Source organism: Rhizobium sp. WSM409, assembly GCF_057653825.1.
The window spans coordinates 2,082,833-2,096,566 of sequence record NZ_CM172794.1 but is presented as its reverse complement, the minus strand read 5'-3'; the positions used below and the strand labels follow the sequence as shown (position 1 = coordinate 2,096,566).

At 60.9% G+C, this 13,734-nt stretch carries 11 protein-coding genes; 4 read left to right on the top strand and 7 right to left on the bottom strand.

The window, feature by feature from the left end:
• Window positions 1–8: 8 nt before the first annotated feature.
• The 3 genes from AC25BC_RS10570 to AC25BC_RS10560 form a co-directional block, all read right to left on the bottom strand.
• Complete coding sequence (locus AC25BC_RS10570) at window positions 9–1,331, bottom strand: peptidoglycan DD-metalloendopeptidase family protein (RefSeq protein ID WP_012757612.1); 1,323 nt, start codon at window positions 1,329–1,331, stop codon at window positions 9–11.
• A gap of 104 nt (window positions 1,332–1,435) precedes the next feature.
• Complete coding sequence (locus AC25BC_RS10565) at window positions 1,436–2,263, bottom strand: ferritin-like domain-containing protein (protein ID WP_012757611.1); 828 nt, start codon at window positions 2,261–2,263, stop codon at window positions 1,436–1,438.
• The gene (locus tag AC25BC_RS10560) at window positions 2,260–2,733 is read right to left on the bottom strand and encodes a peroxiredoxin (RefSeq protein WP_012757610.1); all 474 of its coding nucleotides are present in this window, start codon (window positions 2,731–2,733) and stop codon (window positions 2,260–2,262) included. The genes AC25BC_RS10565 and AC25BC_RS10560 overlap by 4 nt, the downstream gene beginning before the upstream one ends.
• A 125-nt stretch (window positions 2,734–2,858) precedes the next feature.
• On the opposite strand from AC25BC_RS10560, the gene AC25BC_RS10555 reads away from it, so the two are divergent.
• A complete protein-coding gene (locus AC25BC_RS10555) occupies window positions 2,859–6,257 on the top strand; it encodes a YhdP family protein (protein WP_012757609.1) in 3,399 nt (1,132 codons plus the stop codon).
• A gap of 40 nt (window positions 6,258–6,297) precedes the next feature.
• Here the strand turns inward: AC25BC_RS10555 and AC25BC_RS10550 are convergent, their stop codons facing one another.
• A complete protein-coding gene (locus AC25BC_RS10550) occupies window positions 6,298–7,959 on the bottom strand; it encodes an alpha-amylase family protein (RefSeq protein WP_128439322.1) in 1,662 nt (553 codons plus the stop codon).
• A 224-nt stretch (window positions 7,960–8,183) separates the two neighbouring features.
• On the opposite strand from AC25BC_RS10550, the gene AC25BC_RS10545 reads away from it, so the two are divergent.
• Window positions 8,184–8,504 carry a hypothetical protein gene (locus AC25BC_RS10545; protein WP_041935531.1) on the top strand — a complete coding sequence of 107 codons (321 nt, stop codon included), beginning with the start codon at window positions 8,184–8,186 and terminating at the stop codon, window positions 8,502–8,504.
• 61 nt (window positions 8,505–8,565) lie between these two features.
• Here AC25BC_RS10545 and tyrS read toward each other — a convergent pair whose 3' ends face one another.
• Window positions 8,566–9,822 carry a tyrosine--tRNA ligase gene (gene tyrS / locus AC25BC_RS10540; RefSeq protein ID WP_012757606.1) on the bottom strand — a complete coding sequence of 419 codons (1,257 nt, stop codon included), beginning with the start codon at window positions 9,820–9,822 and terminating at the stop codon, window positions 8,566–8,568.
• Window positions 9,823–9,955: 133 nt separating this feature from the next.
• On the opposite strand from tyrS, the gene AC25BC_RS10535 reads away from it, so the two are divergent.
• Window positions 9,956–11,074: an anhydro-N-acetylmuramic acid kinase gene (locus AC25BC_RS10535; protein ID WP_012757605.1), complete on the top strand. Its 1,119-nt coding sequence runs from the start codon at window positions 9,956–9,958 to the stop codon at window positions 11,072–11,074.
• Window positions 11,071–11,598, top strand: coding sequence for a GNAT family N-acetyltransferase (locus AC25BC_RS10530; RefSeq protein ID WP_012757604.1), 528 nt, complete (start codon window positions 11,071–11,073; stop codon window positions 11,596–11,598). The genes AC25BC_RS10535 and AC25BC_RS10530 overlap by 4 nt, the downstream gene beginning before the upstream one ends.
• Here AC25BC_RS10530 and AC25BC_RS10525 read toward each other — a convergent pair.
• Complete coding sequence (locus AC25BC_RS10525) at window positions 11,595–12,770, bottom strand: acyltransferase family protein (RefSeq protein ID WP_012757603.1); 1,176 nt, start codon at window positions 12,768–12,770, stop codon at window positions 11,595–11,597. The two genes, AC25BC_RS10530 and AC25BC_RS10525, sit on opposite strands and share 4 nt — an antisense overlap.
• 142 nt (window positions 12,771–12,912) lie before the next feature.
• Window positions 12,913–13,590 carry an alpha/beta hydrolase gene (locus tag AC25BC_RS10520; RefSeq protein ID WP_012757602.1) on the bottom strand — a complete coding sequence of 226 codons (678 nt, stop codon included), beginning with the start codon at window positions 13,588–13,590 and terminating at the stop codon, window positions 12,913–12,915.
• Between the last annotated feature and the right edge of the window lie 144 nt (window positions 13,591–13,734).

Here is a 13,734-nt window from a genome sequence, read left to right as displayed (position 1 = left end):
GGCAGGAGTTACTTGATATAGGTGGCGAGTTTAAGGCCGGCATTCATGAAATATACTGGATCGACGGCATGGCCGTCCTGGCGCACTTCATAGTGCAGGTGCGTGCCCGTCGAGCGGCCGGTGCTGCCGGCGAGGCCGATGACATCGTTACGGCCGACCGTGTCGCCGACCTTGACCAGAACCTCCGACATATGCCCGTAGCGCGTCGAGATGCCGTTGCCGTGATCGACCTCGACCATGTTGCCGTAGCCGCCGGTCCAGCCGGCCGAAACTACCTTTCCAGGTGCCGCCGGGCGAATTCGTTCGCCGGGCGAAAAGCGGAAATCGATGCCGGAATGGAGCGCGAGGCGGCCGAGGAAGGGATCGCGGCGATTGCCGAAGGGGCTGGTCACGTCCTTGCCGATAGCGGGATTGCGGAAGGGCAGGGATTCGGCGGTGCTGCGGACCTCCTCAAGACGAGTCAGCGCGCCGTCGAGCGCCACCAGAGAATTGTTGAAGTCGTCGTTGCTTTCGGGCTCGACATAGGGGCCGCCGACGGCATCGTCATCGTCTTTCTTGGCAGCGGTCTCTTCCGGTACCGGAATCTTGAAGCGGGTCAGCACGGTCTCGATGGCATTGGCGGCATTGCCGGCATCGCTCGTCAGCTGTTCGACACGGCTGCGCTGATCCTGTTCGACATCTTTAAGCGACAGCGTCACCTTGGAGAAGATGCGGTCGGCACGATCGCCGACGGTGTCGGTGGCCGGCACATAAGCAAGCGTCGAATTGTCGGGCGTCGCATCGGCGGGGGCGCCGTTCGCCAGCTGTTTCTCGATCGCCTCGATGCCGCTACCGGAGAGCGAAGCACGCTTGTCCTTGACATCGGGCGCATAGGACTGAACGGGCGAAGACGGCGCAGGCAGGGCGCCGTCCTTTTCCGTCAGGCCGGAGCTTTCGGCCCGGTCGAGCAGATTGTCGAGCTTGCCATGGCGCGAGGTCAACGCCATCTGCTGCTCCATCAGCTTGTCGACCTTGTCTTCGACCACCTGCTGGTCGAGAAGCTGGCGGGAGGTGATGCGGTCGACCTGGGCGCGGAGGGCGGCGATGCGGTCTTCATAGTCGTGCTGCATGCGGGCCTGGCGGGCCATGGTGGCGCCGATCAGGTCGTCGCGCAGCACGAGATAGGATGTGGCCAGGAGGTAGCCGATCGAGAAGACGCCGACGAAGCAGAAGGCAAGCGCGGCCATCCACGGCCGGACCGTCATATGGCGGACTTTGTCGCCGCTTGCGAGGATGAGGATATGTTCCTGCGCCCGCCTGCCGAATACCCGGTGCTGATGTCCGCTGTTCACGCAGGCTCTCCCGATTGATGCTCTACGCCTCTTTCGGAAATTAGACACCGTTATGGTTAATGAATGCTTTCATTGTTGCCGTCGCGTCATAAATTTCAGTGACTTCAAGCGTAGCTGATCGATGCGAGCGAGCGGTAGAAGGACGGCGTCAGCCCGGCCTCGGCGCGGGCAAGATCGTTGAAGGGCGGCTTCAGCGGTCCGCGGAAGTTGGCGCGCACCAGCTCCTGGAAGGCCTTTGCTGGATCGCGCTTCTCGCGGGCGCAGAGGAAGCGGAACCATTTGGCGCCGACGGCGACATGGCCTTTCTCGTCATTGTAGATGACGTCGAGCACCGCAGCACTTTCGAGATCGCCTGTCTGGCGCATTTTCGCCTGCAGCGACGGCGTGACGTCGAGGCCGCGAGCTTCCAGAATCAGCGGCACGACGGCGAGCCTTGCCGTCAGATTGTTGCGCGTCGAATGGGCTGCCTGCCAGAGCCCGTCATGGGCGGGAAGATCGCCGTAATCGGCGCCGAGATCGTTGAGCCTGGCGCGCACCATGCGGAAATGCTTCGCCTCCTCGAAGGCGACCAGCATCCAGCCGTCGAAAAAGGAATTCGGCACCTGCTCGGTCGCGAATCGCGCGACGATATCGAGCGCCAGATCGACGGCGTTGAGCTCGATATGGGCGATGGCATGGAGCAGGGCGATCCGGCCTTTGAGCGTATGCAGCGAGCGCTTCTCCACCTGGGTCGGCGGCGTCAGCACCGGTTTCTCAGGACGGCCGGGCCTGTCGGGCAGGGCCGCATCGAGCGGCGAGCGCAGCGACACCCGGCGCGCAAACCAGCGGGTGGCGCTTTCCTGTGCAAGTGCCGTCTTGCGGTCGAGATCGGCGGACGAGATTGCATCGATGGCGCCGCCGCGCAGCGAGGTTATCGTCAGATCCCCTATCACGCTGCCAGGTTCCTCACGGCCTCGAGCACGGTTTCGGCATGGCCCTGCACCTTCACCTTCTGCCAGATGGTGGCGATCGTGCCGTCCTGGCGGATCAGGAAAGTGGTACGCTCGACGCCCATGAAGTTGCGGCCGTACATGCTCTTTTCCTTCCAGACGCCATAGGCCTGCAGCGTCGTCTTTTCCTCGTCCGAGGCGAGCGCCACCGAAAGACGGTGCTTCTTGATGAACTTGTCATGGCAAGCGGCCGAATCGGGTGACATGCCGATGACGGCAGCACCCGCCGCTTCGAACTCGGCTGCTAACGCGGTGAAAGCCAGCGATTCGGCGGTGCAGCCCGTCGTGTCGTCCTTGGGATAGAAGAACAACACCAGCGGCTTGCCGTGGAATTCGGCCAGCGAAACGCGGCCGCCGCCGTCGCGGGGAAGGTTGAAATCAGGGGCCGAAACGCCGATGCCGGGAACCGCCATTAGGAAAACCTTTCTTTTGCCGGGTTTGTGGATGACACTTTCTCTCCCCGAATTATATAGTGGACGGATACCCGTCCAGCATGGCCGGGTTCAATTCTTCACTTAAAGGGAGAGCCCGAGGGCGCATGTCAGCCATCCGCGGCGAAAAGGTCACGTTTCGCAAGAAGGATATCGTTGCGCTGGACCGCTTGCCGTCCGCCCAGGCCGAGGATCCGATCATCGTTCATTGCCCGCCGCCGCGTTCGCCGATGCGCCGCACGGCGAAGCTGACCTGCGGATTTCTGGGGCTGATCCTCGTTATTCTCGCTGGCATCGTTTTCACCGTCGAGAGCGGCATGTTCGACAAGCCGCTGTCGCAGCAGGCGCAGGCGGCGCTGAACGGGGTAGCCGGACCGCGCTATCGCGCCGAGGTCGGTTCCACCGTCATCCGCTTCACCTCGGATTTCCGGCTGGCGCTGGAAGCGCGCAACGTCAACATGATCGACCAGGAGAGCGGCCAGCACCTGTCGACGACGGGTTCGGTGCGCCTGGGGCTCGATCCGCTGCAGCTTTTCCGCGGCCGCATCGCCGTCGCGGACATCGAAGCGGAGGATATTGCGCTCGATACCGCGCTTCTGCCCTCCGGCAATGCCGTCAAGCTCGACGATCTGCGCATCGACGCCATGCCGGCGGCGATGGAAAAGATCTTCTCGCAGTTCGACATGTTCGACAGCATCGTGACGCGCGGCTCGACCAATTCGGTGCGCATCTCCGGCCTCGACATCAAGCTTGCCGATACCGCCAACGGTCCGCTGTCGCTCGTCATCGACAATCTCGTCTTTGCCCATGCCGGCCCGTCCTCGCTGCAATTGACCGGCGAAGTCGCGCTCAACGGCGAAGTGGCGGAGCTCGACGTGCGGGCCGAGAAAGACGACGGCCACGTGTCCAAAGTCGTGGCGACGCTCAGACATGCCGACCTCACCCCCTTCGCGCTGAAACGCAACGATCAGGGCATGATCCGGCAAGGACTGAGCGCCTTTGCCGATCTGACAGTGTCGGCCACCCGGGCGCGCGATGGCGCGCAGCCGGCGCTGACGGCGACGGTCGACATCGATCCCGGCCAAATCTATGCGGACGGCGATCCGCAGCAGCTCTCGGGCGGGCAAATCAATCTCGTCTACGATTTCGCCAAGCAGAAGCTCGAGATTGCCCGATCGAACGCCCGGTTCGGCGCGACTACGCTTCCCATCAATGGCGCGCTGATTGATCTCGACAAGCTCGACCCGCAGGCGGGCAAAGGCTTCGGCATCGACCTGCTCGTCAGTGGCGGCACGGCTGCCCCCGGCGGCTCCGGCGAGGAGCCACTCTCCTTCGACATCCAGGCGACCGGGCGCTACATGGTCGCCGGCCGTGAGTTCCAGTTTCCCAACATAACCGTTTCCAGCCCGCTCGGCGCGCTCTACGGATCACTGCACGTCAAACTCGGCGACAAATCGCCGGAGATCAGCTTCGCCGGCCAGTCGGCGCAGTTGCAGACGATTGCGATCAAGCAGCTCTGGCCGTTCTGGATGGCGCCCAAGGTGCGCACCTGGGTGCACGGCAATCTCTTCGGAGGCACCGTCACCGACGCTTCCATTTCCGTCTTCATTCCCTTCGGCAGGCTGGACGAGGCAGCCGGCGGAAAAGGATTGAAGCTCGACGCCAACCAGATCCGCATCGGCTTCGACATCACGGGCGCGCGGATGAACGTCGCCGGCGACATTCCGCCGATCCGCGACACGTCAGCGCATTTCGACCTGACAGGCCCGGTTGCGACGATCGCGATCAAGAGCGGCACCTCCTATTTCCCCTCCGGTCGGTCGGTCGGTCTCGGGCAGGGGACGTTCATCCTGCCCGCCACCTACGATAAACCGCTGATGGCCGATATCGATCTCGCGGTCTCCGGAGCCGCGGACGCCGTCGGCGAGCTTCTGACCTACCGGCCGATCCGGGTGCTGCAGCGCGCCGGCTTTACGCCCGACGATCTCAAGGGCCGGATCGAGGCGAATGTGAAGGCCCATTTCGGTCTGCTTTCCTCGCAAAACCCGCCGCCGGCCGAATGGTCGGCGGCAATGAAGCTCACCAATATCGATCTTGCCAAGCCGTTTTCCGGCAGGATGATCAGCAATCTCGACGGAACGCTGAACGGCAATCCTAAAAGAATCACGCTTGACGCCAAAGCCCAGATCGACGGCGTCCCGGCCGATATCGATCTTACCGAACCGGTCGAGGCATCCGACGCGGCGGCCAAACAACGGGTGATCACCGCGACCCTTTCCGAGGACCAGCGCAACAAGCTGATACCCGGCCTTTCCGGAATCGTCGGCGGCAGCGTGAAGATGGTGCTGACGCGGATCGACGACGACCGGCAGGACGTCCAGCTCGACCTCACCAAGTCGCTGCTCGAACTGCCCTGGATCGGCTGGGCGAAGGGCAGCGGCATTGCCGCCACGGCCGAATTCGAAACATCCGGGCCGGCCGACAATACCCAGATCAAGAACTTCCGACTGAAGGGCGACGGTTTTGGCGCCAATGGATCGTTGAACATCGGCAAGGGTGGGCTGATCTCGGCCGATTTCGACAGCGTCAAGCTCTCCTCGCTCGACGATTTCGCCCTGTCGGTGAAGCGCAGCAAAGGCAATTTCGACGTCTCGGTCTCCGGTGACAGCGCCGATGCGCGACCGGTCATCCAGCGGTTGAAATCGGGCTCGGACGGCGATGGTGACGGGGATGGCGGCGACACCGGCGTCTCGGTGCGCGCCAGGCTGAAAAACGTCATCGGTTTCAACGACGAGAAGGTCGGCAATTTCCAGGCGCAAATATCACTGCGCGGCGACAAGCTGCAGGCGCTCAATTTTTCCGCCGTTACCGACAGTGGCGAGGCCGTGGTCAGCCAGATGAAGGACGGCGGCGTCATCAACATCACCAGCGGCGATGCCGGCGCGGTATCGCGTTTCGCCGATCTCTACCAGCACATGCAGGGCGGCCTGCTCAACCTGGCGATCCGGCTAGGGGCGGAGGGCGGCTGGGACGGCTCGCTCGACGTGCGCCGCTTCGCGATCGTCAACGAACAACGGCTGCGCTCGATCGTCTCGACACCGGTCGGAAATGAGCAGCGCAGCCTCAACGAAGCCGTCAAGCGGGACATCGATACCTCGTCGCAGCGCTTCCAGCGCGGCTTTGCCCGTGTCGTATCGCGCAATGGCATGGTCGGCATCGAGAACGGCGTGCTGCGCGGCGATCAGATCGGCGCGACCTTCCAGGGCATCGTGCGCGACCGCAAGGGCAACATGGACATGACCGGCACCTTCATGCCCGCCTACGGCCTCAACCGCCTCTTCGCCGAACTGCCGCTGATCGGAGTCATCCTCGGCAATGGCAGCGACCGCGGCCTGATCGGTATCACCTTCAAGCTGACAGGCAAGTTCGACCAGCCGAACCTGCAGATCAATCCGCTGTCGATCATCGCGCCGGGCGTCTTCCGGCAGATTTTTGAATTCCAGTGAGGCGGGAAGCGGTTACGGCAGAGGTCGTGGCGAGACCTACCTAAATCTCCGTCCGCCTGAGGAGATAATCGAGACCGCCGACGCGATACCAGCGATAGCCGTGGGCATCGAGCATGACGGTATGAAATCCTTTTTCGTCCGCTTTGCTGCTCGCGCCATCGGCGATATCGATTAATTGCCGCCCGTCTTCGCCTATCTCGGGATCGAAGGTCACTTCCGCCGGCTGCGCATGCAGATTGTGCAGGATCAACACGGAATTGCCGCGCCAGTCATAACGAAGCGCCAGCACGCCGTCATCCCCGGTGTCGATTACAGAAAAGTCGCCCCAGCCGATCTCAGGGGCTTCCTTGCGCATCCGGATCATCCGCTCGGTCCAGTTCAGCAAAGAATTGGGATCGCGCCGCTGTTCGGCAACATTGACATGCTGGAAACCGTAGGGACCGTCCTTGATAACGGGCGAGATCGGCTTTTCACTTTTGGTGAACCCGCCTTCCGGTTCGGTCGACCACTGCATCGGCGTGCGTGCGCAATTGCGCTGGGGCAGGCCTAGATCGTCGCCCATGCCGATTTCGTCGCCGTATCGGATGACGGGCGTTCCAGGCAGTGAAAACAGCAGGCTGTAGGCCATTTCGATCCTGCGGTGGTCGCCGCCGAGCATGGGCGCGAGGCGACGGCGAATGCCCCTGTCGTAAAGCTGCATGTCCTTTTCAGGCCCGAAGGCGGCAAATACCGCGGCGCGTTGTTTTTCCGTCAGCCGGCCGAGATCCAGTTCATCATGGTTGCGGAGAAAGAGGCCCCATTGCGCGGTCGCAGGGCGCGGTTTGGTGGCCTCCATGGCCTTCTTGAGCGGCCGGGTATCGGCGCTGGCGAAAGCATAAAATAGCGCTTGATTGACCTGGAAATTGAACATCATCTGCATGCGGTCGCCGTCATCGCCGAAATATTCGAAATTGTCCTTCGGCAGGATGTTGGCCTCTGCCAGGATGATGGAATCGCCCAGCCGCCACTGCAGGAATTCGCGAAATTTCCTCAGCATATCGAACTGTTCGACAGGCTTGGTAACGTCGGCGCCTTTCGTTGCGATGATGAAGGGGGCGGCATCCATTCGGAAGCCGGAGACGCCGAGCTGGATCCAGAAGCCCATGATCTTCAGGATTTCTGCCTGCACCTCGGGGTTCGATGTATTGAGATCGGGCTGGTGATCGTAGAAGCGGTGAAAGTAATAGGCCTTGGCTCTATCGTCATAGGTCCAAGTGGTCTTCTGGACGCCGGGGAAGACCATGCCCTGATCGGCATTATCAGGTTTTCTCTCCGACCAGACGTACCAGTCGCGATAGCGCGAACGCGGATCGCTCCTGGCGTCCTGGAACCAGGGATGGTCTTTGGATGTATGATTGATCACCAGATCGATCAGTACCCGGATACCGCGCTGCTTGGCGCCGTGGGTGAATTCGACGAAATCGCCGAGCGAACCATAACGCGGATCGACATTGTAATAATCGGAGACGTCATAACCGTCGTCGCGACCGGGCGATGCCTGGAACGGCATGAGCCAGATCGCCGTCACGCCGAGGCCGGAGAGATAATCGAGGCGCCGCATCAGACCCTGAAAATCACCGACGCCGTCACCGTTCGCATCCATGAAGGTCTCGACGGACAGGCAGTAAATGACAGCGTTCTTATACCAGAGGTCGTTGATCATGCCGGCACTCCAATCCAATCTGGTCGCAAATCCCGGCGGGCGGAAAAGGTTCCGATAAAGCATTCGCCATGTGGGTCGTGTTGCTTTCCAGTGGAAAATGCGGGGGCTCCTCCTCGGCAAGGCCGAATCCAAGCCAGGCTGACAAATCCGGCAGTGATGCTTTGCCTATTTTAGGAAAATCTGATGTACTATACTGCCCCGGTCAGAACGCAACGGCCGGTGCAATGTCGGAGGATGCCATGCAGTGCGCCCGGACAGTTTCTTTTGCATCGGCCGCCATGATGGCCGTCACGATTGCCGACGTGTCGCTTTCTGCGGAAAAGAGCGTGCGGCTGAAATCGCAAGAGGCGGTCATCCGTTCCGACCACGTCCTGGTGGTTCCTCTGGACGCGGAAATGACGCCGCCGATCTTCTCGATCAGCTGGTGGTCGCGGGTGAAGCCCGCTTCAAGCGTCGATCCGCCCGGTTATCTTCTCAAGAGACCAGACGAGATGACGCGGAATACCGGCGGGGAGCTGAATGATCTTGCTCGCCGACCCGAATAGTGAGGCAAAGAAAAGCCGGCGCGGACGCCGGCTTCGATATCCGTTCAAAATTTGACGCCGCTTACGCCGCGCGGCGGATCAGGATGTGTTTCTTCTTGCCGAGCGAGAGCTTGATGACGCCGTCGGCGGTGATTTCGCCGCTGCCGATCATCTTGCGTTCGTCGTTGACCGCCTCGTCGTTGATGCGGACCGCGCCGCCCTGGACGTGACGGCGGGCTTCGCCATTCGAGGCGGCAAGGCCGGCACGAACGATCAGCGAGAGGAGGCCGATGCCGCCGTCGAGTTCGGTGGCGGGGATATCGACCGAAGGCAGGTTCTCCGAGAGGCTGCCTTCCTCGAAGGTCTTGCGCGCGGTTTCGGCGGCCTGCTCGGCGGCCGGGCGGCCATGCAGGATTGCCGTTACCTCGGTCGCAAGGATCTTCTTGACCTCGTTGATCTCCGAACCGCCGAGAGCGGAGAGACGGGCAACCTCATCCATCGGCAGCGTCGTGTAGAGCTTCAGGAAGCGCGAGACGTCGGCATCCTCGGTGTTGCGCCAGTACTGCCAGAAATCATAGGCCGAGAGCATGTCGGCGTTCAGCCAGATAGCGCCGGTCGCCGACTTGCCCATCTTGGCGCCCGACGACGTCGTCAGCAGCGGCGATGTCAGCGCATAGAGCTGCTGTGTCCCCATGCGATGACCGAGATCGATACCGTTGACGATATTGCCCCACTGGTCCGAACCGCCCATCTGCAGGCGGCAATCGTAGCGCTTGGCAAGCTCGACGAAATCGTAGGCCTGCAGGATCATGTAGTTGAATTCCAAGAAGGAGAGGGACTGTTCGCGGTCGAGGCGCGTCTTGACGCTATCGAAGGACAGCATGCGGTTGACCGAGAAATGCTTGCCGACATCGCGCAGGAATTCGAGGTAGTTCAGCGAGCGCAACCATTCGGCATTGTTGATCATCAGCGCGTCCTTGGGACCGTCGCCGTAGTTCAGGTAATTGGAGAAGACACGCTTGATCGAGGCGATGTTGCCTTCGATCGTATCGACGGTCATGAGCTGGCGCGCCTCTTCCTTGAAGGAGGGGTCGCCGACCATGCCGGTGCCACCGCCCATCAGAGAGATGGCGCGATGACCGGTCTTCTGCATCCAGTGCAGCATCATGATCTGAATCAGCGAGCCGGCATGAAGGCTGGGTGCCGTGGGATCGAAGCCGATATAGGCCGTCACGGTTTCCTTGGCGAACAGGTCGTCGAGGCCGCTTTCGTCGGAGACCTGATGAATGAAGCCGCGCTCTTTCAGCGTGCGGAGGAAATCGGACTTGAACTCGGACATAGGTTTCGTCTCTTGGTGTCTGCTCCGCACCCCATGGGGGCTAGGCGCAAGTTCGTTGTTGTTGATCTGTCGCGGCGCGTTTAGCACTGTTTTTATAAATGTGCATCCGGGAATCGCATGGGAGGCAAGCCTCATGGATGTCATCAGGACCTCGATCGGGCTGATGAGCGGCACGTCGATGGACGGAATCGACGTCGCATTGATCAGGACCGACGGCCGCGGCTTTATTGAGCGCGGCCCGTTCATGGGCGTGCCCTATGACGCGGATTTTCGCGGGCAGCTCAAACGGGCGCTGGAACTGTCGCGTCCACTCAGTGAGAGAAGCCAGCGACCGGCTGAGCTTCGCGATATCGAGCTTGAACTGACGTTGCGGCATGCAATTGCCGTTACGGTATTCCTGGAGCGTTTCGGGCTTTCTGCCGATGCCGTCGATATTCTCGGCTTCCATGGCCAGACGGTGCTTCATCGCCCTGATGAGGGATTGACGATCCAGATCGGCGACGGCCAGGAACTTGCGAAGAGAACCGGCATATCGGTGGTCTACGACATGCGCGCCAACGACATGGTCCATGGCGGGCAGGGAGCGCCGCTGGTGCCAGCCTATCACGCAGCACTTGCAGGAAAATTCCAGCAGGCGGGACAGGCGGTGTGCTTCGTCAATATCGGCGGCATCTCCAATCTCACCTTTATCGGCACGGACGGCCGGATATCGGCCTTCGACAGCGGTCCGGGCAATACGCTGATCGACCAGTGGGTGGAGATGCAGACCGGCAAAACCTATGATCCCGGCGGCGCGATCGGCGGACGCGGCAGGGTGGTGGCCAGCCTGGCGGAACGTTATCTGCAAAGCCCGTTCTTCCGCGGCAATGTTCGCCGTTCGCTGGACCGCGGCGATTTCGCGCCGCTTCGGCCGGAGGACGCGAGCCTCGAAGACGGCGCACGCACGCTGGCCCATGTCGCCGCCGCGTCGATCATCAAATCTGCCAACTTCCTGCCCGAGACCCCAGCGATCTATATCGTCTGCGGCGGCGGGCGGCTGAACGCCACCGTGATGGCGGAGTTCTCGGCCATGGCCGAATGGCTGGGATCGAAGGTGTTGACGGCCGAGGAGGCAGGTTTCGACGGCGATGCGATGGAAGCCGAGGCCTGGGCCTATCTCGCCGTCCGATCGCTGGATGGGCTGTCATTGACATTTCCCGGCACAACGGGGGTCGACGCCCCCGTCAGCGGCGGGGTGCTTGCAACGCCATGAGAGAGCCGAGCGTTATATTGAACACGCCGCGGCTCAGCTTCGTCATGTGGGACGAAGGCGATGCGGCCCTGGTGCAGTTGCTGCATTCGACGATGGCAACGACCCGATATCTGTCCGGCAATGCGCCGTGGAGCCTCGAGAAGGCTGAGCAGCGGCTGCAGGGCTGGTTCGAGGAGCAGGCGCGCGACGGCACGACCAAATTCAAGCTCCTCGCCGAGGACGGCAGCTTCATCGGCCGCGCGGGGATTTCGAGGTTCAGGAACGAGCAATTCGAACTCGGTTATTCCCTGCGCGAGGAGGCCTGGGGCAAGGGCCTGGCAACGGAAGCGGCGAGCGTGCTGGCTGACTGGTTCTTCGAAAGGCAGTTTGCGCCAGGCTTCATTGCCTTCACACATCCCGACAACATCGCTTCGCAGCGTGTGCTGAGGAAGATCGGCATGCGCGAACGCGCGCCGATCCTGATCGATGGAGTGCTGGGCACGGCTTTCGAACTCACCGTCGATAAACGGCCGGCAAAGCTCTAACTCTTTACGGCGACCGGCCGGACATGGGATTCGCGCCCAGCCTGATTGCCATCCTCGACGCCCCTGACCTGGGCGATGAACGAGAATTTCTTGCGAAGGCCGAGGATCGGCTTCTCGATGAAATGCCAGGACAGCACCGCAACGGCGAGAGCCGATGGCAGGCCGACGAGATAGAGCGCCAGCGCACCATATTTCGGATAGAGGAAAACCGACGGGAACGAGCTGATCCAGATCTGTAAAAACGGGTCGTGATAGAGATAGACGCCGTAGGAATAGTCGCCTTTCCTGAAAAAGGCCGGAATGGGCACCTCGGACAGGCCGACGAAGACGGTGATGTAAACGAGAGAGGTGATGACCAGGGGCCGGTTCATCACCGATTCCGTCGCACTGCTGTCGAGGGTGAGGATAGCGACGATGCAAACCAGGCAGGCGGCGGCAAACAACCAGCGAGAATGCGGAATGACCGCTTTAAACTGAAAGACGACGATGCCCATCATGAAGGCCGTTATCAGCTGGGAGCCGCGGCTCATGAACAGGAAGCGAGCGATCGGCTTGATCGAGCCTGGCAGCAGATAGGGCATCTTCTGCACGATAAGGCCGATGACGATGTAGGCGATCGTCACCGCGAGCAGCTTGTAGCGCGTCTTGACGATGGCGGTGATCATCAGGAACGACATGATGATGTAGCAGAAGATTTCCCAGGGAACCGTCCACAGAGCGCCGTTGACACGCTGGCTCGGATTATCCTGGAAGACGCCCGGAAGTTCGTAATGAATCCAGCCGACGATATTCAGGAAGTATTTGAAAAACCGCTGATCGGTAAAATATTCGGAGTGGTAAACGACCGTAATGATCGGCCCGATGATCAGCGAGCAAACGACGATATCGACGGCAAGGGCCGGGACGATGCGCAAGCCTCGGTTGATCAGAAAATTCCGAAGGCTCAAGCGCTGGGCGCTACCGGCAATCAGAAATCCGCTCAAAGCGAAGAACATCGGAACAAGAGCGTATTCAGTAAACCAGAATACTGACCCCCTGATGAAGTCATTGTTGTCGGTTAACAAAAAGGAATGGGTCAATACGATGGAAAAGGCGAGCCCTATTCGAAGAAAATCGAACCCCGGACCAATTCCCCTATACTTATCCAGGACTTCCCCGAACGACTTGGTCATTACGGACCTCGCTTTTGTTAGGATCGCGAGGACCCTACCGCACTGCAACATGGATTGCAACACGGTAGGTGATCTGTTCCGGGACAGCCGGCCCGGTTGTGTTGCGGACCGTCATGGCCTCGATGAGGCCGAGATTTGGGTGTCAGCGAATCCGCTTGGCGGCGGGTTCCGGCACCAGTTCGCCGTTGAGACGACGGTCGAGGTAATCCTCGCATTCGCCCATCAGCGTTTCCACCTGGCCATTGAAAAAGTGGTTGGCGTTGGTAACGGTGCGGTGGGTGATGAGGATGCCCTTCTGGGTCTTCAGCTTCTCGACCAGGCCGTTGACATCCTTTTCCGGCGCCACCTTGTCGGCCTCACCATTAATGATCAGGCCGGAAGAGGGGCAGGGCGCCAGGAAGGAGAAATCATAGGTGTTCGGCTGCGGCGCGATCGACATGAAGCCCTCGATCTCCGGCCGGCGCATCAGGAGCTGCATGCCGATCCAGGAGCCGAAGGAATAACCGGCGACCCAACAGGTCTTGGAATCAGGATGCAGGCTCTGCACCCAGTCGAGCGCCGAGGCGGCGTCCGAGAGTTCGCCGGCGCCGTGGTCGAATTCACCCTGGCTGCGGCCGATGCCACGGAAATTGAAGCGCAGCGTCGTGAACCCACGCTTCTGGAACATATAGAAGAGCTGGTAGACGATCTGATTGTTCATCGTGCCGCCGAACTGAGGATGCGGATGCAGAATGAGCGCGATGGGCGCGCTTTTTTCCTTGGAGGGCTGGTAGCGGCCTTCAAGACGGCCGGCTGGGCCGTTGAAAATAACTTCGGGCATTGGTACTCCGGGTTTTATTTCGCGTTCGCGCTGCGTTGGATGACAACATGACTTGACTAGTGTTGTCAGCTTTTCTAAAACGCAGTTTAGAACAATTCGAAACTTGCATGGCGATCCACGCATCGTGGAATGTGTCATAAGGCA

Coding starts and splice junctions, on each gene's coding strand:
- AC25BC_RS10560 (WP_012757610.1), bottom strand. CDS start 2,733: ATGGCGGTTCCCGGCATCGGCGTTTCGGCCCCTGATTTCAACCTTCCC.
- AC25BC_RS10555 (WP_012757609.1), top strand. CDS start 2,859: ATGTCAGCCATCCGCGGCGAAAAGGTCACGTTTCGCAAGAAGGATATC.
- AC25BC_RS10550 (WP_128439322.1), bottom strand. CDS start 7,959: ATGATCAACGACCTCTGGTATAAGAACGCTGTCATTTACTGCCTGTCC.
- AC25BC_RS10545 (WP_041935531.1), top strand. CDS start 8,184: ATGTCGGAGGATGCCATGCAGTGCGCCCGGACAGTTTCTTTTGCATCG.
- tyrS (WP_012757606.1), bottom strand. CDS start 9,822: ATGTCCGAGTTCAAGTCCGATTTCCTCCGCACGCTGAAAGAGCGCGGC.
- AC25BC_RS10535 (WP_012757605.1), top strand. CDS start 9,956: ATGGATGTCATCAGGACCTCGATCGGGCTGATGAGCGGCACGTCGATG.
- AC25BC_RS10530 (WP_012757604.1), top strand. CDS start 11,071: ATGAGAGAGCCGAGCGTTATATTGAACACGCCGCGGCTCAGCTTCGTC.
- AC25BC_RS10525 (WP_012757603.1), bottom strand. CDS start 12,770: ATGACCAAGTCGTTCGGGGAAGTCCTGGATAAGTATAGGGGAATTGGT.
- AC25BC_RS10520 (WP_012757602.1), bottom strand. CDS start 13,590: ATGCCCGAAGTTATTTTCAACGGCCCAGCCGGCCGTCTTGAAGGCCGC.